This window comes from Enterococcus sp. 7F3_DIV0205 (genome assembly GCF_002141365.2).
GTDB lineage: Bacteria > Bacillota > Bacilli > Lactobacillales > Enterococcaceae > Enterococcus_L > Enterococcus_L palustris.
Window position 1 is genome coordinate 3,039,084 of the sequence record NZ_CP147244.1, and the last position, 22,357, is coordinate 3,061,440.

The 22,357-nt window shown below is 35.8% G+C and carries 15 protein-coding genes; 12 read left to right on the forward strand and 3 right to left on the reverse strand.

Translation table 11 applies throughout. The features are described from left to right. Positions 1 to 1,620 carry an Ig-like domain-containing protein gene (locus A5821_RS14265; protein WP_170923048.1) on the reverse strand — a complete coding sequence of 540 codons (1,620 nt, stop codon included), beginning with the start codon at positions 1,618 to 1,620 and terminating at the stop codon, positions 1 to 3. A 388-nt stretch (positions 1,621 to 2,008) separates the two neighbouring features. On the opposite strand from A5821_RS14265, the gene A5821_RS14270 reads away from it, so the two are divergent. After that, the gene (locus tag A5821_RS14270) at positions 2,009 to 3,352 is read left to right on the forward strand and encodes a hypothetical protein (RefSeq protein WP_086315386.1); all 1,344 of its coding nucleotides are present in this window, start codon (positions 2,009 to 2,011) and stop codon (positions 3,350 to 3,352) included. Between the two features lie 147 nt (positions 3,353 to 3,499). Here the strand turns inward: A5821_RS14270 and A5821_RS14275 are convergent, their stop codons facing one another. Then, positions 3,500 to 5,275: an ABC transporter ATP-binding protein gene (locus A5821_RS14275; RefSeq protein ID WP_170923049.1), complete on the reverse strand. Its 1,776-nt coding sequence runs from the start codon at positions 5,273 to 5,275 to the stop codon at positions 3,500 to 3,502. Next, positions 5,275 to 7,017 (reverse strand): ABC transporter ATP-binding protein, encoded by a 1,743-nt coding sequence (locus tag A5821_RS14280; RefSeq protein WP_086315388.1) that lies wholly within the window; start codon positions 7,015 to 7,017, stop codon positions 5,275 to 5,277. Before A5821_RS14280 ends, A5821_RS14275 begins: the two co-directional genes overlap by 1 nt. Before the next feature lie 98 nt (positions 7,018 to 7,115). Between A5821_RS14280 and A5821_RS14285 the strand changes: the two genes are divergently transcribed. The 11 genes from A5821_RS14285 to A5821_RS14335 all read left to right on the forward strand — a co-directional run bounded on the left by A5821_RS14285 (position 7,116) and on the right by A5821_RS14335 (position 22,340). Then, complete coding sequence (locus A5821_RS14285; protein ID WP_086315389.1) at positions 7,116 to 7,883, forward strand: MerR family transcriptional regulator; 768 nt, start codon at positions 7,116 to 7,118, stop codon at positions 7,881 to 7,883. Positions 7,884 to 7,956: 73 nt separating this feature from the next. Then, positions 7,957 to 8,289 carry a thioredoxin family protein gene (locus A5821_RS14290; protein WP_086315390.1) on the forward strand — a complete coding sequence of 111 codons (333 nt, stop codon included), beginning with the start codon at positions 7,957 to 7,959 and terminating at the stop codon, positions 8,287 to 8,289. Positions 8,290 to 8,475: 186 nt separating this feature from the next. Next, complete coding sequence (gene licT, locus A5821_RS14295; protein WP_086315391.1) at positions 8,476 to 9,312, forward strand: BglG family transcription antiterminator LicT; 837 nt, start codon at positions 8,476 to 8,478, stop codon at positions 9,310 to 9,312. 108 nt (positions 9,313 to 9,420) lie between these two features. Continuing rightward, positions 9,421 to 11,313, forward strand: coding sequence for a beta-glucoside-specific PTS transporter subunit IIABC (locus A5821_RS14300; protein WP_086315392.1), 1,893 nt, complete (start codon positions 9,421 to 9,423; stop codon positions 11,311 to 11,313). Further along, positions 11,310 to 12,734: a 6-phospho-beta-glucosidase gene (locus tag A5821_RS14305; RefSeq protein ID WP_086315393.1), complete on the forward strand. Its 1,425-nt coding sequence runs from the start codon at positions 11,310 to 11,312 to the stop codon at positions 12,732 to 12,734. Before A5821_RS14300 ends, A5821_RS14305 begins: the two co-directional genes overlap by 4 nt. 114 nt (positions 12,735 to 12,848) lie before the next feature. Beyond that, the gene (locus A5821_RS14310) at positions 12,849 to 14,165 is read left to right on the forward strand and encodes a metallophosphoesterase (protein ID WP_086315715.1); all 1,317 of its coding nucleotides are present in this window, start codon (positions 12,849 to 12,851) and stop codon (positions 14,163 to 14,165) included. Between the two features lie 162 nt (positions 14,166 to 14,327). Further along, entirely contained in the window at positions 14,328 to 14,705 is a 378-nt protein-coding gene (locus tag A5821_RS14315) for an OsmC family protein (protein WP_086315394.1), read from the forward strand. 33 nt (positions 14,706 to 14,738) lie between these two features. Continuing rightward, positions 14,739 to 16,376 carry a peptide ABC transporter substrate-binding protein gene (locus tag A5821_RS14320; RefSeq protein ID WP_086315395.1) on the forward strand — a complete coding sequence of 546 codons (1,638 nt, stop codon included), beginning with the start codon at positions 14,739 to 14,741 and terminating at the stop codon, positions 16,374 to 16,376. Between the two features lie 184 nt (positions 16,377 to 16,560). Then, the gene (locus A5821_RS14325) at positions 16,561 to 18,519 is read left to right on the forward strand and encodes a heavy metal translocating P-type ATPase (protein WP_086315396.1); all 1,959 of its coding nucleotides are present in this window, start codon (positions 16,561 to 16,563) and stop codon (positions 18,517 to 18,519) included. An 882-nt stretch (positions 18,520 to 19,401) separates the two neighbouring features. Further along, positions 19,402 to 20,541: a hypothetical protein gene (locus tag A5821_RS14330; RefSeq protein ID WP_086315397.1), complete on the forward strand. Its 1,140-nt coding sequence runs from the start codon at positions 19,402 to 19,404 to the stop codon at positions 20,539 to 20,541. A gap of 17 nt (positions 20,542 to 20,558) precedes the next feature. Further along, a complete protein-coding gene (locus A5821_RS14335) occupies positions 20,559 to 22,340 on the forward strand; it encodes a glucosaminidase domain-containing protein (RefSeq protein ID WP_086315398.1) in 1,782 nt (593 codons plus the stop codon). Positions 22,341 to 22,357 lie beyond the last annotated feature (17 nt).

Sequence of the window (22,357 nt, forward strand, 5' to 3'; positions counted from 1 at the left end):
TTACATCGCTCGAACGATAAAATAGTCTTTGACAATCTTAGGGTTCTTTTTATCTACATACATAATTACAATTTTGCTATTCACTAATTTTCTATCAATACTAACATCATATAATGACTGAATCATGGGAGTACCTAAAGCTAATGGTTGAACATTATATACCCCGGTTCCACCAGCAAAATCTAATTCCCCAATTTTTAAATCATACGTTTTATTGAGTTTATTTAGATGGAAGAGGATGTGTGCTTTCCCATCAGAAATCGATTTTATTTCAACAGTTTCTTTTAGATCTTGTTTAGAAAAGTATAATCCATTTCTTACTGGAAAGGTTAAGTCTGCTGATTGTAATTTTTCCTTCACTGTAACAGTGACACGTTTTTCAATTTCACCAAAATTAGTTACAGATAGTATTAAAATTTCGGTTGTTCCGACTTTTTTACCTGTGATCTTACCATTATCATCAACATCAACGATTGATTCATCTTGAGAAATCCAGAAGAGTTCTTTGTCTGTGGTATTGGTTGGTAAAACAGAGGCTTTAAGTGTTAAGGAACTGCCTAAACTTAATTCTACATTCTCTTTGTCAACAACGATTTCTTCTGGCGCAACTTCGTTTACATTCACTTCAATATACTTAACGATTTTTCCATCGGCTGTACTTACATCGATAATTGTAGAACCTGGGGATACGCCTGTAATTTTACCATTTGCATCTACTACAGCAATATCTTCAGCGGTAGTATCCCAGTGCAATTGTTTGTTTGTCGCATTAGCTGGTAAAACGGAAGCGTTAAGAGTTAGTGATTCACCAACATTCAAATCTACTTCATCTTTTTCAACAACAATTTCTTTAGGTGCAATTTCAATAGGATTCGATGTTTCGCCAATATGTTCTAGTACGAACGCAAAGTGTTCTGAATTTAGTTTTACACCAACATTTCTATTTCCTCCTCCAGCGGAGTGAACGGCTATTACTTCTTGCTTGTCATTAAAAACGGATGACCCAGATTGACCGCCGAAGGTATCGAAATCATAGTCGATTAAGTTAGTTGTTTCTTTCCCGATGATTTTTCCTTTAGTTTCCCATAATGTTCCCCAAGGCTTATCACCAGGATAACCCATGCTCGAGACTTCTGAACCAAGTGATATGCTGTCAGTTAAGGCAATAGGGTTCTGTTTGACGATATCACCGATGCTTTTCCCCTCATTAGGTTCAAGTGTAATCACTGCATAATCATCATCTGTACGTCTGTTATCTAAATACCCTTGAGGAATGTGGACCTCTTTGATTTTAAATTTTCCATAAGGAAGGTTTGCCCCATTTCTTCCAGGAACAACATAACTAGAATCCGTATTTGGATTGTCTTTAATCCCTATTACGACGTGAGCTGCTGTTAAAACAGTGTTCTTTCCAATAACTGAACCAGAACCTGAGGCGCCGTTTGCGCCAATAAATACTGCACTTTGATAGGGTGCTACAGTAGTATCTGTAATCTGAACGCGGTCATCTGCACCAATGATGGAGCGAGATTCTACTGCTGTTGCTGCTTGAGGAGACAAACTAACCAGGGATGCTCCTAATAAAAAAATACCAATCAAACCTAATTTTAAATTTTTCAAAACAAATAATTCCTTTCCCATTTTAAATTGTCAGTCTAATATTCATAGAATAATAGCTAGAGAAATTATAGTATAAATCGTAAAAAATAGCAACATATACAAATAAATTTACGACAATTCGTTTATTTAACTTCATAGTTGAAGTTTTCCATCAGCTTAGAGCTATTTATCTTTGAGTTTGATAATTGTTTTTTATAACCTTTTGCTGGTGGAAAAGGTTACGTAACGCTTGGATTTGTCGTTCTAATTTTTATGAAACAACTAGACCAAGCTTTTTCTTATGTTAAACTGATAACTAGTATGTTTGATTAAAAAAAAGAGTTTTGAGAATAAATAAGGAGGAATTGGTATTATAAAATTTAAAAAGTTAACAAAAACTGCGGTGTTGTTGCCGCTTCTGATTTTTATTGCAACATTTATCTACGGGTTGTTGAAATTTGATTTTTCAGGGAATACACCCAACCAGTCTTATGGATTGATTTATTCATTTTTTGTATTGTCGTTTGTTTTTATCGGTTATATCTTTTCTTTTTTTGTGAATGCGGTCGTGGTTGTATTTTTTCTGAGAAAATTTAAACAAAAGAATAAGCAATTACAATGTCTGATCAGTATCTATGTGACATCGTGGCTTTTACTGCTCGTTCTATTTTTTAGGATAGGTTACTCTGCCTTGTTTCCATATAAAACATTCTTTGAACCTGGAACAATTGGCGTAGGGTTAATGGCGATATTTTTAGCTGTAATAGGCTGGCAAATTGTTGATTGCTCAACGGATATTATTAGCGACAAACCGAAAATAGTTAGTATAAAATCTGTAGCTTTTGGCGTAATGATTCCAGTTGTAATTGTTATATTAACGGTCGGAACACGCTTAGGTTTTCTTATTCATGCCAAAAATGATCGAAATGATGAGTATCAACAAGTTATTGAACAAAAACTTCAAAGTGTGGGAACAAAGGGGGAGGTAAAGATCGTTAAAGCTTATGATTCTTCAAAAAAATCGACACATGTCCAGCTAGATTACACTGTAACTCAAGAAGGAATTTCTGTTTATGCCAAAGGAGTTCTACAACGATCTAATGCGAAAGATAAATGGGAGTTAGTAGATAGTAGTCTGACTACCTATGATAATTCCATTCAAACCATTCTTCAAGTGCCAGCGCATTCAAAAGAAGCAGAAACATTTTTAGATACATTCACAGTAGAAGTTGAAAAGAGTATTGCGAAAAGTGACTTGACAAAGAAAATTGGTATAAATACACCGCTAGAAAAAAATGAAACTCGAACAGCGTATGACTTGCCGTATCTAGCTTATAATAACGAGCTTGCTCCCAAAAAAATCAAACAGTGGGCGAAAGAAAATAGCCGTTCTACAAATAAAAAAAAGGCAGCCTTTGGTGGATATGCAGCAGTGACGGTCAAACAGTTGATGAACAGCCATATGATCATTGCGAATGTTCCAGTACAGTATCCTTATATAGAAGAAAGTGACTTTAATGAAAGGACAGAAAATGCTACGAAGTATCAGGAACAAGTGATAAAAAATCTTGATTACTCAAAATTAATGAATGGTTATTATAAAATAAATATTGACTCAGCAAATTCACCACAATTGTTTCTTGTGAAAGATCATCAGATGATTGAAGTAAATGAGCTTTTAAGTAGTTCGATGTTAGAAGAACCAACGGATGATCTGGGGAGTTTTAGTTCTTCGGATTATATGGAATGGTGAGGATATTTTTAATATAAAATTGAAAATGTAGAAAGTTAAATGATAGTAATATATTAGAATTTTCGGACACAAAATATACTAAGAATATAGAGGAGAAAGTCATCTACAGATAACTTTCTCCTCGAATCTTACTATATTTTTTAATTCTTAAGTCTGTTGAAACTGACTATTATACAACGATGCATACAACGAAGGTTTCGCCAATAACTCTTGGTGATTCCCTTTCTCCACGATATCGCCATCTTTCATCACTAAAATCAAATCAGCATTTTCAATTGTAGACAACCGGTGTGCAATCACAAAACTAGTTCGATTATTGGTTACTTCGTCCATCGCTTTTTGAATATGAGCTTCCGTTCGAGTATCCACGCTAGACGTCGCTTCATCCAAAATAACCACAGGAGGATTTGCCAATATGATTCTAGCAATCGTCAATAATTGTTGCTGTCCTTGTGACAATGAGCCATTTTCGCTGGAAATGATCGAATCATAACCATTTGGCAATGTCCGAATAAAGTGATCACATTGGGCGATTTTAGCAGCTTCGATGACTTCTTCTCGTGTTGCATCCATTCGTCCATACGCGATATTCTCCGCAATCGTTCCTTCAAACAGCCATGTATTTTGTAAAACCATTCCAAACATAGAGCGTAGATTTGTTCTTGAAAGATCTGTGATATCCACGCCGTCAAAGGTAATTCGCCCACCATTTAATTCATAAAAACGCATCAGTAAGTTTACTAAAGTCGTTTTACCAGCACCAGTTGGCCCAACGATTGCCACCATTTGTTTTGGTTTAACAGTAAAATCAACTTGTTTCATCAATATTTTTTCTTCTGTATAACCAAACTGAACCTTATCAAAAGCAATGGCGCCAGTTGGTTGATCGATGAGTTGTAAGTTTGCTTTTTCTGGAACATCATCTTCTGCATCTAAAATCTCAAAAATCCGATCAACAGCTGCTAAGGCTGCTTGAATCGAGTTGATAACATAAGAAGCAGTAGAGATCGGTTCAGAAATTTGATTGATATATTGTAGATAAGCTTGAAGTAATCCAATCGTGATTCCACCTTGTAAAACTAAGAATGCACCGATGATCGCACTGACGATAAATGCTAATTGATTGATCAAACGAATCGCTGGATAAATCGCAAAGTTCATAAATTGCGCACTTAGAAAGGCTTTGTAATGCTTTTGGTTCGTTTGTGAAATGACATCTTTAGCATGATCTTGTTGATTAAACGTTTTCGTCACTAAGTTTCCAGATAAAAATTCTTCTGTCTTATTATTTAAAATCCCGAGCTCTGCCTGACTTGCTTCGGCTAGTTTTTTATTTTTATTAGCAATTTTACCCGTCAAATAAGAACTTCCAGCAATTAGTAAAACCACGATCAATGTTAATTTGACATCAATATAAAACAACATGATCCCAGCAAAAACGATCGTCGAAATCGATGTGAAGAATTGATTGATCCCTGTTAGGAAAACTTGAGATAATTGATTTAAACTGGTTGTTGTTCGGCTCAAAATATCGCCAACTTGGTGTTGGTCAAAAAAGGCCATCGGTAATGATTTGAACTTTTTCGTAACTTCTTTTCTGACTCTTAACGTGATCCTTTCACTTAGAGAAGCCATCACACGCTCTTGTGTGTAGGACATCAAACTACTAATGATCGAAAATACAATCAGAATCAAAACGGGTGTTAATAAAGCTTCTTGGATCATTGGAAACGTGATGTGACCAACTCCGTGTGTTTTAATCAGAGACAGCAAATCATCAATAGCGATACCCATAATAAATGGCATAGCAATAACTAAGGCATTGCCGAGCAAACTACATAAAATCAAGCCGAAAAATATCGGACGTTCAGGTCGAATCAATTGAAAGAATCGTTTTAAGGTTTGTTTATTTAATTTTTCCATCAGACTAGCGCTCCTTCCATGATAATCCCTTGTGAGCGGGCGAATTCTTGGTACGTTTTATTCGTTTGTAGCAGTTGGCTGTGTGTTCCTTGACCAACGATTTTCCCTTCATCTAGGACAATAATGTTGTCTGCTTGCTGGATCGTGCTTAATCTTTGAGCGACGATCAGTAAGGTTTTGTCCGCCATTTCTTCTTTTAATGCGAGTCTTAATGCGGCATCTGTTTGATAATCAAGCGCTGAGAAGCTATCGTCAAAGATATAAATATCTGCAGGCTTGATCAAAGCTCGAGCGATACACAAACGTTGTCTTTGACCACCTGAGAAGTTCGTTCCACCTTGTGCCACAAATGAATCGTAGCCATCTTCTAGTGTGGCAAGATAAGAAGCGAGTTGAGCGATTTCGGACGCTCGATCCATATCTGCTTTTGTTGCTTCAGGGTAACCCATCAATAAGTTGCTCTTGATCGTTCCGCTAAATAAGAAAGCTTTTTGCGGAACGTAACTGATTTTAGAGCGTAATTCTTCCTGGGTAACGTTTCTAATATCCACACCATCGAATAAAATTGCTCCCGCGGAGACATCGCTAAGTCGTAATAATAGCTTGGCAACAGTACTTTTACCAGAACCTGTACCGCCGACGATTGCAGTTGTTTTTCCTTTTGGAATGCTAAAATGGATATCTTCTAAAACAGGTTCATCCGCTTGGTCATAACTGAATGTTACATGATTTAAATCGATCAAGGTATCTTGTGAATCAGATTTTTCAAGTAAAACAGGTTGGTCAGTATCAAGAATTTGGTCTTGTGTATTCAAAATTTCTTCGATTCTTTTTACTGAAGCAAGGGATCTAGGCAACATAACTAAAACCATTGCTGCGATCATCAAGTAAGCGAGCGTTAGTAAAGAATATTCCACGACAGCTGAAACAGTTCCAATTTGCAAAGTCCCAAGCGCAACTAAATTTCCACCAAACCATAGAATAGAAGAGAAAACGATTCCCATAAGCAAGAAGGCAACCGGCGTAATAAAAGCAAAAATACTATTTACTCGAATCATGCCATTCGCATAGTCTGAAAATGTTTTATTTGTTCGTTCTTCTTCATAATCTTGATTGTTAAAAGCCCGAATCATATTGATCCCAGTAAAAAATTCTCGTAAGGTCACGATGATCTTGTCCATTTTAGGTTGGATCAATAAGGAAAGAGGTGTCCCTTTTTTCATTAAGATATAAACGATCAATCCAAAAGCTGCAATTGCGATCAATGGAACTAAAGCTAATGTCGCTGAGTAAGTGAATGTCATATAAAGTGAGAATATGGCAATGATCGGGGCTGGTAAAATTAGCTGTAGAAACAACACGATCATTTGTTGAATATTGTCAACGTCATTTGTCATTCGTGTCAGTAGCGAGCCAGTTCCGAAATTGTCTGCATCTTTAATAGAGAATGTTTGGAGTTTGTCGAAAAACATTTCCCGTGTTTCTAAACCAAATTTCGCTGCTACTTTAGCTGAAAGATAACTTCCAGCAATTGCTGAGAGCGCACCAAATAAAGCCATTGCGAGCATTTTAAGCCCAATGATTTTGATCGATTGTTCGTTGCCGCTCGCAATCCCCACATCGATCAACTGAGCAACGAGTAACGGTACACCAAGTGTTCCGATAATTTGTAAACATAAACAGATGATTGTAGCAAAAATAAGTGTGCTATTCTTTTTAATGAAAAACTGAATGATTTTCATGTGAATTCCTCCTTTTCAAGACTCAAAATGAATTCTACACCTTCAAGTTACTTGAAGGTCAATGTTTTTTGTTTATAATTAAAATAAGAGGTGAGTTTATGGAAAAAGAGAAATTATTGACGGTGGGACAAGTGGCTGAAATCATGAAATTACCAAAGTCGAAGATCCGTTATTGGGATGATATGAATTTACTAACATCCTCCAGAAATAGGGAGAATGGCTATCGAATGTTTGATATGGAGGATATACTGACAATCAGTGACATTGATTTTTATCGCAGACTGGATATTCCCATCAATAAAATGACGAACCTTTATCGAAAATCGCCAGAGGAATTATGGACTATATTAGATGAAACAGAAACGAGAGTAGCTGCAGAGTTAACTGAACTAGAGAAAAAGCAACAAGGAATCAAACACAGAAAAGACCAATTATTGAGCTTGATTGAGTTGAAAGAAAAAGAATTTATTGACGAGCCATTAGATGTGGAAAGAATTATTCCAATTGATTTAAAAGATCCCAATGAATTACAGACATACATTGATAATCCTTCCAGTTTAGTAGTTTATATCGATTCTAAAAATGAAAAAGAAATCATCTATGGTTTTGCCGTAACTACAAAAGAATTTGTAGAAGAAGCCACGATTTGGCAACAAATAGAGCAACCAAAATATTCATACAAACAATTCCTGCTGACAATCAAGTCAGACAATCCTTCAGAAAATAATTTCCTATCAATGAAAGAAAAATTGAAGAAAAATGGATATCAGACGGGGACAATGATTGGGCGCTATATCATGACGGCAGAGGACCAAGAAGGATTTTACCGTGATTATTACAAAGCTTGGATCGAAGTGGGTAGGTAAAGTTAGGCATAAATATCGTAATCTTGCTGAGAAGGTGCTATGATTTAGCCAATCAAAAAAGGATGATCGACCAATGAAAAAATTACAAAAAATTCAAGAGGTAATAACCTTTATAAATGAAACACACCTTGCTTTTTTATATGTTTCACAAGAAGATTGTTCGGTGTGTCATGTGCTCAAACCTAAATTGATTGAGCTATTAAAAAACTATCCTAAAATCGATTTGAGAGAAGTTGAAGCGGATAAAGTTAAAGAGATTTCAGCTGAATATTTGATATTTTCAGCACCGACCTTACTTTTTTTCGTTGATGGAAAAGAGTATCTTCGTGAAGGGAAGTTTGTTCAATTTAAAAAATTAGCCAATTCTATTGAGCAAATTTATTCGTTCAAAGAGAGCAAAATGTAAGGTGAGAAGCCATCTGTCATCAAAATGTAAGCGTACTATTGACAAAGGAAATAAGACGTTGTATACTTTGGTCAACGGATCGTTACTGGTTAAGCAGGCGTGACCTCTCACATTACTTTTTTTGGTGATGTTTGATATGGTCAGGTCTTTTTTCGTTTTTCAAGTCAAGAACAGGAGATAATTTCAATGAAAATACTGAAAGTTTTTAATAATAATGTTTCTTTGGTTTTAAATGATGACAACATCGAAGAAATCATTATGGGCAAAGGTGTCGGCTTCAACAAGCGTGAAGGTGATGTGATCGATTCAGCCCTGATTGAAAAAAGATTTGTTCTTGAAGGTAACAATTCCGTTAGCAACTTAGATAATCTGCTTGCACGAATCGATATTGAAGATATTGAACTGGCCAGTGATATTATTCAATTAGGGGAAGCAGAATTAGAACAATCAATCGATGATTCCATTTTGCTGACATTGTCCGATCATATTGGTTTTGTCTTAAATCGAGCTGCAGAAGGATTACAAATGCGCTCGCCATTAGAATGGGACATCAAACAAATTTATACAAAAGAATATGCATTTGCGTTGAAAGCTGTTCAGATGATGCGGGAGAAAACAGGGATTGAGATTCCAGACCAGGAAGCAGCCTTTATTACCCTTCATTTTGTAAATGCCTATAACTCTACCAGCAATATGAACGAAACCATGCTGACAACGAAAATCATTCAAAGCATTATCGATATTATTAAATATCATTATGGCAAAGAATATGACGAAACATCTTATGATTTTACTCGTTTCATTACCCATATTCGTTACTTTGTTAAAAGACAGTTAGATAAAGAAATTTCCTCAAATGAGGATTCGTCCTTGATTAATTTGATCGCTGTCAAATATGAACAAGATTATCAGTGTGCAGTCAAAATCAAAACATTTTTGGAACAACAATATGATTGGACGATTTCCAATGATGAATTGATGTACTTAACTCTTCACTTAAATCGCTTATCAAGCAATCAATAGGATCGTTACTGGTTAAGCAGGCGTGACCTAAGAAAAACACTTAGTTTCTAAGTGTTTCTTAGGTCACTTTTTTTATAAAAAAATGAATCAAAGAGAGGAACTATCATCATGCGTTATGAAGAAGAGAGTAAAAAAATCATCGAACTTGTCGGTGGTAAATCGAACATCAACAGTTTAGTTCACTGTGCCACACGTTTAAGATTTAGTTTGAAAAATACAAAAAAAGCAGATAAAGAATCCTTAGAAAAACTTCCTTATGTCATGTCAGTGGTCAACAGTGGTGGGCAATATCAAGTGGTGATCGGCAGTAAAGTACCAGATTATTATGCGGCAATCCAATCACTCGCTGATTTAAACGAAGATGCACCTAAGACTGAGAAAAAGCTAAGTTTTAATTATGTATTTGAAGTGATTTCTGGTGCTTTCTCACCACTGATTCCAGCGATGGCAGGTTCTGGAATGATCAAAGCTGTTTTAACGATTTTAGTTGAAATGAAATTATTGGCGGATACTAGTTCAACTTATATGGTACTAAGTGCAGCAAGTAATGCGATCTTTTACTTCTTACCTGTTTTCTTAGGGATTACCTTAACGAAAAAAATTGGTGGGAATATGTATGTTGGTGGTGTGATCGGTGCGGCCTTGCTGGAACCATCATTCACGGGTATGATTGGTCAGGAAAAACTTGATTTCCTTGGAATCAATTTAAACGTTGTTGATTATGCAACGACGATTTTCCCGATTTTTGTCGCAATTTTTATTTATTCATTCGTGGATAAAATTTTACGCAAAATTATTTTTAGAGACTTGCAATTATTTGCAGTACCAATGTTTAGTTTGATGATCATGGTTCCACTAACGGCTTTGCTGTTTGGCCCATTTGGAACGGTTATTGGGGATGCATTATCACAAGGTGTCATGTGGTTGATCGGTAAAAGTGCCTTACTTTCAGGAATCGTTTTAGGTGGCGGAATGCCGTTTATGGTAATGTTTGGTCTGCATTGGGGCTTTTCTCCTATCACACTTGAAAACTTGACTGTGATGGGCGGCGACCCAATCGAAGGAATGGCCGTTGCAGCAGTATTTGCTCAAATTGGGATCGCGATTGGTTTCTATCTAAAATCTAAAAAACATTCAAAAATGAAAGCTTTAGCTGGTCCTTTAGCCTTAACTGGTTTATTTGCAGGGGTAACAGAACCAATCGTTTATGGCTTGATTTTAAGATACAAACGTTTATTGCCAATCGTAGCAATTTCTGGCGCCATTGGTGGAGCAATTTGTGGTGTGACAGGTGTTACGATGAATGCTTATGTATTCCATAACATTTTCTCTATACCAGTTTATACACCAAAATTAGGATACTTTATTGGCGTTGGTTCTGCTTTGATTGCAGGAGCTGTATTGACGTATTTCTTTGGTGTTAAAGACGATGAAATGACTGATTTTTTACCTGAAACAGATCAAGGTGAAGATGATTTTCAAGAAACAACTGATGAAAGACCAATCCCAGCTGCAAGTACAACTGAAACGATTGTGTACGCACCGCTTGAAGGTACGGTAATTCCTTTAAAGGAGGTTGATGATGATGTTTTTTCTAGCGAAATTGCTGGTAAAGGTGTTGCGATCATCCCATCAGATAATAAAGTTGTAGCCCCATTTGACGGAACCGTTGTCGCGATTTTCCCGTCAAAACATGCGATTGGATTGAAATCAAAGGGCGGTAGTGAACTATTGATCCATATCGGTATCAACACCGTTAATTTAAATGGCGAACATTTTGAAACAAAAGTTGAAATGGGTGATACGATCACACGTGGTCAAACATTACTAGTCTTTGATCGTGAAAAAATCGAACAAGAAGGCTATGCGATGACATCACCAGTGATTTTAACAGATGGCCCAAGTATGGATACAATGAATATCATCAATACAAGTGAATCAGTTACTCCCGCAACGAAACTATTCGTTGTAGGAACAGGTTTGGAGGAAGCACATAAATGAGAAATGATTTTTTATGGGGTGGCGCAGTAGCCGCCCATCAAGTAGAAGGCGGTTTTACTCAAGGTGGAAAAGGCGTAAGTATTGCGGACGTGATGACTTCTGGCTCAAAAGATCATGCTAGAGAAATTACAGACGGTATTATAGAGGGAAAATTTTATCCTAACCATGAAGCCATTGATTTTTACGGACATTATCAAGAAGATATTAAGTTATTTGCCGAGATGGGGTTTAAATGCTTAAGAACTAGTATCGCTTGGACTAGAATTTTTCCAAAGGGTGACGAGCAAGAACCGAATGAAGCAGGTCTTGCTTTTTACGATAATTTGTTTGATGAATTATTGAAATATGGAATCGAGCCTGTGATCACATTGTCCCATTTTGAAATGCCGTATCATTTGGTTAAACATTATGGTGGTTGGCGTAGTCGTGAGTTGATTGGTTTCTTCACTAAATTTGCTGTAACTGTGATGGAGCGTTATAAAGGTAAAGTAAAGTATTGGATGACTTTTAATGAAATCAATAATCAACGAATCTTAGAAAATCCAATTTATTCATTTACCAATTCAGGTATCCTTTATCAAGCAGATGAAGACAAATTAAAGACAATGTATCAAGCAGCACATTATCAATTTGTGGCCAGTTCTATCACAGTTGCTGAAGGGAAAAAAATCAATCCTGATTTTCAAATTGGCTGTATGTTGGCGGCCACACCGAATTATCCGCTGACAAGTGATCCAAGTGATATCATAGCAGCCCAACAAGAAGATGAGAAACAATTATTTTTCACAGATGTTCAAGTAAGAGGAAACTATCCTCGTTGGGCAGTCAAAGAATGGGAAAGAAAGGGCTATGATCTGGATATTACGGAGGAAGATTTACAGTTACTAAAAGCTGGCACAGTAGATTATATCGGTATCAGCTACTATTTAAGCAATACAATCTCAACACGACCAGAAGCAGTTCGCTTAGACGATGACTTACTTGGCGATAGTTCCCTTGTGGAAAATCCTTATGTCAGTATGACAGAATGGGGCTGGTCGATCGATCCTGCCGGCTTACGTCATTATCTAAATCTGTTAAGTAATCGCTATGAACGGCCAATCTTTATTGTAGAAAATGGTTTTGGCTATGCAGACACATTAGTAGAAGAGAAAGTCCACGATGTAGAAAGAATCGATTTTCTTAGCCAGCATATCAAAGAGATGAAAAAAGCGATTGAGATAGATGGTGTAGATGTTATCGGCTACACGGTTTGGGGCTGTATCGATCCTATTTCATTTACGACTGGAGAAATGCGTAAACGCTATGGTTTCATTTATGTCGATCGTGATAATCAAGGAAATGGCTCATTGAGACGGATCAAAAAAGATTCCTTCGATTGGTACAAGCATTTGATCCAAACAAACGGAGCAGAAATATAAACAATAATATAGAAGGTTCTCTCACTGGATTTTAGTAAAATAAAAACAGTGAGAGCTTTTTTGTGCAAAAAAGCATAAAATAGAAGGGAACAAAAGAGAATGGGGAATGACGAAATGAGAAAAAAGATAGGATTTGTGTTACTGAGTATAATCATTGTGTTAGGTGTAACGATTTACTTTGGCCGAGATAAAGAACAGAAAGAAGAAACTTTATTTAAAAAAGAAGCAATTGAATTTTGGGTAGTCAGTGATCCTCATTACATTGATAAAAGCCTAACTGATTCAGGTATTGCATTTAAAAAAATCAAACAAACAGCGGCTGGAAAAGAGCTAGATTTCCAAAAAGAGAGCTGGCAAGCTTTTATCGATAAAGCAATCAAGCAAAAGCCAGAGATGTTGATCATTACAGGTGATTTAACTTTGAATGGGGAAAAAGTCAGTGCGGAAAAACTTGCAGAACTACTGAAACAATTGACCGACAAAGGAATCAACGTTTTTGTAATCCCTGGAAATCATGATATTAATGATGGTTGGGCTAGAAAATTTGTCGGTGACCAGCAAGAAAAAACTGAAGTAATTTCGATAGCTGACTTTAAAAAAATATTTGCCGATTTTGGGTATCAAAATGCAACAAGTTATGATAAAAGTTCGTTAAGTTACTCAGTATCAGTCAATCAACGGTACAACTTTCTGTTCCTTGATTCCAATATTTACCCTGAAGATAGTCAACCTCAAACAAGCCCGACAACAGGTGGGACGATTCGGGGTAAGACCATGAAATGGGTCAAAAAACAATTAAAAAAAGCAAAAGAAGAAAAGAAAAAAACAGTGGTTTTTCTGCATCATAACATCTTTGCGCATAATGAACTATTATCCAATGGATTTGTTCTTAATAATGCAGAAGAATTCAAGAAAGTTTTAGCTGATTATCAAGTCCCAATTGTATTTTCAGGTCATATCCATGCTCAAGATATCATGACAGAAACGGTCAATGATCATCCGTTAACTGAAATCGTCTCTAGCTCTTTTTCGATTGCACCTCAAGGATATGGTGTGGTGACATTAAATGGAAATTCATTTGACTATCAAAAACAAGAAAATACCCACAAAATTCCACAAGTAGAAAATTATCCAGAGTACATCAAGGAACTTTTTATCGAAGATGGGAAAAGATTAGGCTACACTCAGTTGACCGACGCAGGCCTATCTGATAGTAAAAAGTTGGACATAGCGTCTGAATTTGTGGGGCAAGTAAATTATCGCTTCTTTTCAGGGAATGATTTTATTTCAGATGAAGAAGTAGAAAAAATCAAAGCAGAGCCAGGCTATCAGATCATTGCGGACAACAGTAAATTTTTAAAAGACTATATTGATTCTATTATTCAAGATAAGAACCAAAAAGATAATCAATTAAAGAAAAATCTATACTGATAATTAGCTTCCTAAATTCCAAGTGAATGAGGGAAGTTTTTTTATTGATAGCTTTTTGTTATCATACCTGCTAATTAACTATTATAAGTTTGCTGGAATTTGTACTATCATAGTAAGATAAAGAAAACGCTATAAAAATAGAGAAACAGAGGAGTGTAAAAAATGGAATTGATTCCAAGTGAAAAGGGATTTGAATTAGTCCATCAAAGTGGTAACTGGGTACTAAAAAAAGAGATTGGTTTTTCTCCTGTTGAAATGCTAGTCGCGTCCATTGGTGCATGTGGGGCTTATGTGTATGAAAAAATATTAAGCAATTCTCATGTCGATTTTACAATCAATAAGGTAGAGATTTCTTATGACCGAGCAGAAAATAAGCCAGCGAAACCGCTAAGTCGTGTTGTCATTACTTTTTCGCTCCGTGTTTCAGAAGAAGAACAAGGAAAAGCAGAACGAGCGCTGAAATTGATTGGGAAAAACTGTCCAGTCATGCAATCATTAGATCCTGAAATAGCTGTAGTTGAACAGGTGATTTTTGTTTAGTTGATCATTGATTATGACACAAGGAGGAAGAAGATGAAAAAGTTTTTCGCAATTAGTGCGCTGGCACTGTTATTTTTTGTGACCGGTTGCAATTCAGCTGGAAAAAAAGAGTCGAATGAAGTAAAAAAAGCGATCGTTCATTTCACAGAACCAGCAGAACTATTAACGCTAGATACCACACAAGAAGAAGACTTTACCAGTTTCAACGCACAAAATCAAGTTCTTGAAGGACTTTACCAATTAAATGAAAAAGATGAAGCCATACCTGCGGTAGCTAAAGAATTACCAGAAATCAGTGAAGACAAGCAAACCTATACGATTTCTTTAAGAGAGGATGCAAAATGGTCGAATGGAGAACCTGTCATAGCAGATGATTTCCTTTATGCTTGGAGACGAGCAGTCACACCAGAAACTGCACCGTCATATGCTAGTTTATTTGTTTCTTCTATAAAAAATGCAGACGCCATTTATCAAGGGAAAATGAAACCAGAACAACTCGGAGTAGAAGCACCAGATGAGCATACATTAGTGATTCATCTTATCAAGCCGATTCCATATTTTACTTCTTTACTAACTTTTGAAACCTTTTTCCCAATCAATCAAGCTTTTGCTGAAAAACAGGGGAGTAATTATGGCACTTCGGCAAAATCAACGCTTTATAATGGAGCGTTTATTTTAGAAGGTTGGGAACAAAATTCTGATACTTGGAAGTATGTCAAAAATCCGAAGTATTGGGATCAAAAGAATGTAAAGGTCGATGAAATCCAAACAACTGTTGTGAAATCAACGAGCACAGCTGTTAATTTATATCAGACAGATGAACTTGACCGAGTTGTTTTAGATGGAGAATTTTCTAAACAATATAAGAATGATCCGGATTTTCAAAATCAAAATGATACAAAAATGGGGTATCTACGCTTTAATCAAGGTCAAGGAAAGCTATTGGAAAATACCAACCTCCGAAAAGCAATCTCTTTAGCAATCGACCGTGAGACCTTTGTAAAAAATGTCTTAGGAGACGGTTCAATTGCAGCTACAGGTTTTGTCCCTCAAAATTTTGTTCAAAATCCTAAAACCGGAGAAGATTTCCGTAAAGAAAATGGCGTACAACAAACATTTGATAAAGTAGAAGCACAAAAGGCTTATACGGAAGCCAAAAAAGAGTTGAGTAAAGATGAGATCACCTTGGTTTATTTAACGAAGGATACAGATACAGAGAAAAAGACAGCAGAATATTTAGCTAGCCAAATTGCCGAAGTGTTGCCTGGAATCAAATTTGAGCTGACTACATTACCAAGTAATAATTTACAAGAGCGCTATTTATCAGGTGATTATGACATTGCTTTTGGTCAATGGATGCCGGACTTTAAAGATGCTATTACATTTTTAGATATGTTCGCTTCAACTTCTGGCTTAAATCATGTCAATTATAAAAATTCTGCATACGATCAACTAATTGAAGCTGCTTCTCTTACAGACGCAGCAAATGAAGAAAAAAGATGGTCGGATTTACTACAGGCAGAACATTTGCTATTGGCAGAAGATTACACAATCGCGCCAATTTATCAGCAACAAACAGCATTATTGCAAAAGAAAAAAGTTAAAGGTGTGGTAAAACATAGCTTTGGGTCACCATATAGTTTTAAATATATCCAAGTAGAAGAAAAATAAGCTAGAAGCTAGAGTGTAAATCGTAAAAGATTTGGCTCTAGCTTTTTTTATGCAAATAAAATGCAGTTTTCGCTTGACACATGAATACTCGTTCATGTATTATGGATATAAGATATATGAATGGATGTTCATTTGAAAAGAAGATGTATCTTTTCAGAAAACAATCAAAAGGAGGACGAATAAAATGGAAACAACAAAAGCACATGAACACAATTGTTCAACTGGAAAAGGCCATGATCATAAGCATGAAAGCGAACATGGACATAGTCATGATCACGGGAAATCTCCAGTCATTTTATTTTTTTCAGGTTTAGCTATTTTTATCGTTGCATTTTTCATCAATGAAGGCTCGCTATTACAGAATATTCTTTTTATAAGCGCAATGTTACTATCTGGATATCACATTATCATAGAAGGTATTGTTGATACGATCAATGAATCGAAAGAGCAAAGGAAATTTGTGCCAAATGTCCACATTTTGATGACACTAGCCGCTTTTGGTGCAACGATCATTGGGAATTATGAAGAAGGAGCTTTGCTGATTATTATTTTTGCTGCAGCACATTTTCTTGAAGAATACGCAGAAGGCCGCAGTAAAAGAGAAATCACGAATTTACTTAAAATGAATCCAACAGAAGCGCGTTTGATCCAAGCTGATGGTAGTGTGAAGACAGTTGAGGTTGCTACATTAAAGATTGGTGACAAACTACAAGTATTAAATGGCGATCAAATTGCCACAGATGGGATCATTTTATCTGGGCGAACATCAATTGACGAATCTTCTATTAATGGTGAAAGTATACCTAGAGAAAAAACGGTTGGTGATGAAGTGTTTGGTAGTACTATCAACGGTAGCGGTACTTTTACCATGGAAGTTACGAAGGATAGTAGTGATACAGTTTTTGCTAAAATTCTTCAACTAGTCAACCAATCACAATCCAATTTATCGAAAACTGCAACGAAGATTCAAAAACTAGAACCTTATTATGTAACGATCGTCTTGATTTTAGTACCGATTTTTATACTAGCAAGTCCATTTCTATTTAACTGGTCATGGAATGTAAGTTTTTATCGTGGTATGGTATTTTTAATTTCAGCATCACCGTGTGCACTTGCAGCAAGTGCTGTTCCAGCAACATTATCAGGTATTTCAAATTTAGCGAAAAGAGGAGTTTTATTTAAAGGTGGTTCGTACTTAGCAAATCTAGCTACAATTAAATCAGTTGCTTTTGATAAAACTGGAACATTGACCAAAGGCAAGCCATCTGTTACTGATTTTTATTTCTTGACGGAGACAGCACAATTAACGGAACAAGCATGTATCGATCTAATCGTTGCAATGGAAAAAACAGCGAATCACCCATTAGCCAATGCAATTCTGGATAAGTTCAAAGCAGAAACGGAATTGACTTTGACAGTCGAAAATGAAATTGGAAAAGGACTAATAGCAGAATATCGTGGTGATACGTATCAAATCGGTAAACCAGAAATTTTTGATCGAGTAAACACCCAAATCACTGCTCATAATGAGCAGTACGCTAAAGAAGGTAAAACCGTGGTTTATTTTGCGAAAAATAATGAAGTGATCGGTTTGATTGCCATGATGGATGTACCAAATGAAAATGCTAAAACAGTGATTCAGTATCTTAAATCACAAGGGATTCACACAACAATGATTACTGGCGATGCAGAATTAACAGGTCAGGCAGTTGGTCGTCAAATTGGGATCGATGAGGTGGTTGGAAATGTCTTGCCAGAAAATAAGGCTGCAATCATCAAAGATCAGCAAGCTCGTTTCGGTAGTGTAGCTATGTTAGGTGACGGAGTCAACGATGCTCCTGCATTAGTAACAGCCGATATTGGTGTGGCAATGGGAGATGGTACGGATATCGCTATTGATGTAGCAGATGCAGTACTGATGCAAAATGATTTAACAAAATTCAGTTATGCCCATAAAATTTCTAAACGATTAGATCGGGTCGTTTGGCAAAATATTATCTTTTCTATGTTTATTGTAGTTCTATTGATTACTTTGAATATTCTTGGGAAAATGGATATCACAGTTGGAGTTATAGCTCATGAAGGCAGCACGTTACTTGTTATTTTGAATGGCTTACGTTTGTTGATTCCATCAAAAGATTAGCAGGATGAAAATTTGTTTAATTCTAAAAATTGTTTTATAGTGAGAATATAATAGGTTAAATCGGGAAAATGTGAAAAAAATGAGTATTTTTTATGAAAAAATAGTGAAGGACCAAAAAACATAGTTACGGGTAATGCTTAATTAAAATTAATTTAATAACAAATAAACAATGAAATATAATTTTCATTTTTTAAGATAATATTGATTTTGAAATTTGAAAATTTCATTTTGAAAAGAAGTGGTTTCTTATTTTATCAGAGAGCACTTCTTTTTGTGTACGTTTTAACCCTTTTTTTAAGAAGTGTAAGTCAGCTATATAAAGATTTTGTGGATATAGGAATGTGGAAATCAATTTTTTTCCGAACAAATGGAAAGACGATTCAATATATGAATAAAATGTATAATTTTTCGATCATATATATAATTTTGAAATTAACAAGTTCTTTTTTTTAGAATTTTATAATAAAAAAACATATATATTGACAGGAGTGGATTTGTTTATTTTGAAATTATAAGAGAATAGGATTTGCATTTTGCGAAAATGAAAATAATCCACTAAATCGGTTTGTTTGTTTAGTCTTTATCTGATAAAATAGAAAGAGGTAGGCACGTTTTTGCAAGGAGGTTAACATCTTTTTTTATCAAATAAAATAATAACTAACTTGTGTTGAACATGATGACTCAAAAGTATGATGTACTGTAGCTGCTAGAAACAGTACACATTAGAAGTGAAGCTGATTATTTTTACGAATAAAAAGATTACCGCAACTTGTCACTATAGTTACATAATAGACAATTCACATAATTTACTTAGTATTTAAAATTAGTACGTTAAAAATAATCAAAGAGATAGTCCCATTTATATTAGAAGGAAGTGAGCATATGCTAAAAATTTTTGGCAAAGGTAAAAAAAGAAAAAAATACGAAGATTACGATGAATATGATGACGACGATTATGATGATGAAGATTACGATGATTATGACGAAGACGATGAAGATTATGATGACGACGATTATGATGATGAAGATGACGACGATTATGACGACGACGATTATGATGATGAAGATGACGATGATTATGACGACGATGAAGATTATGATGACGACGACTATGACGACGATGATGAAGATTATGATGACGATGAAGACGACGATGAAGATGCCCGTCCATTATTCTCACTGAAAAAGAAAAAACAAAAACAAACGCCACCGCCTAAAAAAGCTCAACCAAAGAAAAAGAGACCGCCAGTCAATGTGGTCATTGATGATGATGAGCTAGAAGAACTTCAAGAAGAAAATGAACAGCTTCAAAGTGAACTTCGGGAATTAAAAGCTGAGTTGCGTAAGAGTAAAAGAGAAAATTCTCAATTACAAAATGAAGTTGAAGCAGCACGTCAAACAAATGAATCGTTAGAAAACGAGTTGTCGATGGTACAAGCTGTGCCAAAAGACTACGATGCTCGTATGGCAGAACTAGAGCAAGTAAGAAGTAAATATAATAGTTTATTACGTGAAAGTAATCGTCAAATCGATGAAACTGATTTAAATCGCAAGAAAGCAGAGCGTTTTGCAAATAAAATTAGGCAATATGAGCAAGAGTTATTAGCGAAACAAGAAGAAATCGATAAACTTTCAGAAGATCGTATTGTGATCATGGCATCAGATACGCCAACAGATACAGGTGCTTACGAGGAATTGGCTAAGGTCCGTCAAGAGTTAGAAGCGACAAAACGTCAATTAGCGCAAAAAACGATCGATGTCGATCAACAATTGTCTAAAGAAGATATTGGTGAAGTTTTACTAGATGCTAAGAGACAAGCTAAAGAAATTGTGAATCAAGCAAACCAAAGAGCACAACTTATCAATGAAGAAACAAAGAAAAAAGCCAGTGTCTTAAAACGTTTAGAACGTGCCGAACAAGAATACCAAAACTACTATAAACGTATCAAGGATGTTAAGGAAGAATCAGAACAAGCATTCAATCAAATCATCAACTTGGTAAAAGAAGATCCATATCAATAAGAAAGAGAGGACACAGAATGAAAAAAAGAAATCTAAACAGTAAAAAGTTACGATTATTAAGTGTAGGGTTACTTACTTCAAGTGCTGTCCTTTCTGTTACCGATGTTCAACCCATTGTTGCTAAAGAAATTGATAATCAAGCAACTTCAGGTTCCGAAGAACATGAAGATGTAGCAATTTTATCTTCAACTAAGGAACATGAGACGACAGAAAGTACAGTTGAAGGAATAGAAACTAGTTCTTCTACCGAAAATAGTACGACTTCTTCGACTGAAGAGTCGACAGACGAGACCAGTAGTGATTCGACGAGTTCATCAGATGATACTAGTTCGACATCTAGCACAAACGATACAACAAGTACATCTGATACATCAACATCAAGTAGTACAAGTAGCACAAGCACAAGTACGACGAGTTCAACAACAACTCCGTCAAAGCCGAAACCGAAACCTGATAAACCAAAACCAAGTAAGCCAAAACCGAGTAAACCAAAGCCAAAACCGAATGAACCAAAACCTGCACCAAGTAATCCAGCACCACCAGTGCAAGGTCCAATCCAACAACCAAGTGTCACAGCTCCGCAACCAAGTAGGCCAAACGTTGGCTCTACTGTTGGAACAACAACAGGTAGCAATACTGGTGGATCAGATCAGGTGTTCCATATCAGCCCTAATCTAACAACGAAAAGCTTTGTTAAGGTCATTGGGGAGGATGCTCGCTCAATTGCTGGTGAGAATAATTTATACGCATCAGTGATGATTGCGCAAGCAATTTTAGAAAGTGCTTCTGGAAACAGTGCACTAGCCTCTGCGCCAAATTATAATTTATTTGGTATCAAAGGTAGCTATGAAGGAGCTAGTGCTAACTTTTTGACTAGTGAAGATAATGGATCTGGCAGTATGTTTACGATTCGTTCTAATTTTAGAAAGTATCCCTCATACAAAGAATCTCTTGGCGATTATGTGAAACTTCTTAGAGGTGGAACAGACGCTAGCAGCGGTTTTTATAGTGGTACGTGGAAAACAAACACAAAATCATATAAAGATGCGACGAAGTTTCTAACAGGACGTTATGCAACGGATACTAGCTACAATTCAAAATTGAATGGTCTAATAGATGCGTATAATTTAACGCAATATGATACCTTAAAAGATAAAAAGAAAACGAAAAAAGCTAAAAAAATCACACTGAATACTTCTTTTGATAAGCTAGAGAAGAAAAATGATCAAAAAGATCAAAATATTGAATATCTTACACACATCGTGAAAAAAGGTGAATCATTAAAATCAATCAGTGAGTTATATGATATTTCGACGTTAGCTATTTTAGAGAAGAACCAATTAGATCGACGAATGTTATTCATCGGTCAAAAATTAAGTGTTCCTAAACAAGAAGAAAAAGTTACCACTGTTGTAAAAGAAGATGCAGTAGACCGTTCATTAGATATGGTTCAAAAATTATCTAATGCATTCACAGGTCAAGAAACCACACAATCTGCTGCTAAAAAAGAAACAAAAGCTACAACAACTAAAGAAGCGAAAGCTAAAAAAGAAACAAAATCGACAACTCAAACAAGTGAAGCAGTAACCAAAAAGGAAACAAAAGATTATCAAGTTAGTGCAACACGCAAAAAAACAAAAGAAACATATGAAGTGAAAAAAGGTGATACTTTAGCGAGTATTTCCAAGAAAACAGGCATTTCAGTGTGGTCGTTAAAAGAGTGGAACGATCTAGATCAGTACTTTTTGACTGAAGGACAGCAGCTTATCTTAGCGCCAGTTTATGATCTTCAATCATAAAAAAGAAAGGAGAACGG

What these genes read in the sequence shown, in the direction of transcription:
- A5821_RS14300 (WP_086315392.1), top strand. Translation starts at nt 9,421, where the DNA reads ATGCGTTATGAAGAAGAGAGTAAAAAAATCATCGAACTTGTCGGTGGT.
- A5821_RS14325 (WP_086315396.1), top strand. Translation starts at nt 16,561, where the DNA reads ATGGAAACAACAAAAGCACATGAACACAATTGTTCAACTGGAAAAGGC.
- A5821_RS14275 (WP_170923049.1), bottom strand. Translation starts at nt 5,275, where the DNA reads ATGGAAAAATTAAATAAACAAACCTTAAAACGATTCTTTCAATTGATT.
- A5821_RS14335 (WP_086315398.1), top strand. Translation starts at nt 20,559, where the DNA reads ATGAAAAAAAGAAATCTAAACAGTAAAAAGTTACGATTATTAAGTGTA.
- A5821_RS14315 (WP_086315394.1), top strand. Translation starts at nt 14,328, where the DNA reads ATGGAATTGATTCCAAGTGAAAAGGGATTTGAATTAGTCCATCAAAGT.
- A5821_RS14290 (WP_086315390.1), top strand. Translation starts at nt 7,957, where the DNA reads ATGAAAAAATTACAAAAAATTCAAGAGGTAATAACCTTTATAAATGAA.
- A5821_RS14305 (WP_086315393.1), top strand. Translation starts at nt 11,310, where the DNA reads ATGAGAAATGATTTTTTATGGGGTGGCGCAGTAGCCGCCCATCAAGTA.
- A5821_RS14320 (WP_086315395.1), top strand. Translation starts at nt 14,739, where the DNA reads ATGAAAAAGTTTTTCGCAATTAGTGCGCTGGCACTGTTATTTTTTGTG.
- A5821_RS14330 (WP_086315397.1), top strand. Translation starts at nt 19,402, where the DNA reads ATGCTAAAAATTTTTGGCAAAGGTAAAAAAAGAAAAAAATACGAAGAT.
- licT (WP_086315391.1), top strand. Translation starts at nt 8,476, where the DNA reads ATGAAAATACTGAAAGTTTTTAATAATAATGTTTCTTTGGTTTTAAAT.
- A5821_RS14310 (WP_086315715.1), top strand. Translation starts at nt 12,849, where the DNA reads ATGAGAAAAAAGATAGGATTTGTGTTACTGAGTATAATCATTGTGTTA.
- A5821_RS14285 (WP_086315389.1), top strand. Translation starts at nt 7,116, where the DNA reads ATGGAAAAAGAGAAATTATTGACGGTGGGACAAGTGGCTGAAATCATG.
- A5821_RS14280 (WP_086315388.1), bottom strand. Translation starts at nt 7,017, where the DNA reads ATGAAAATCATTCAGTTTTTCATTAAAAAGAATAGCACACTTATTTTT.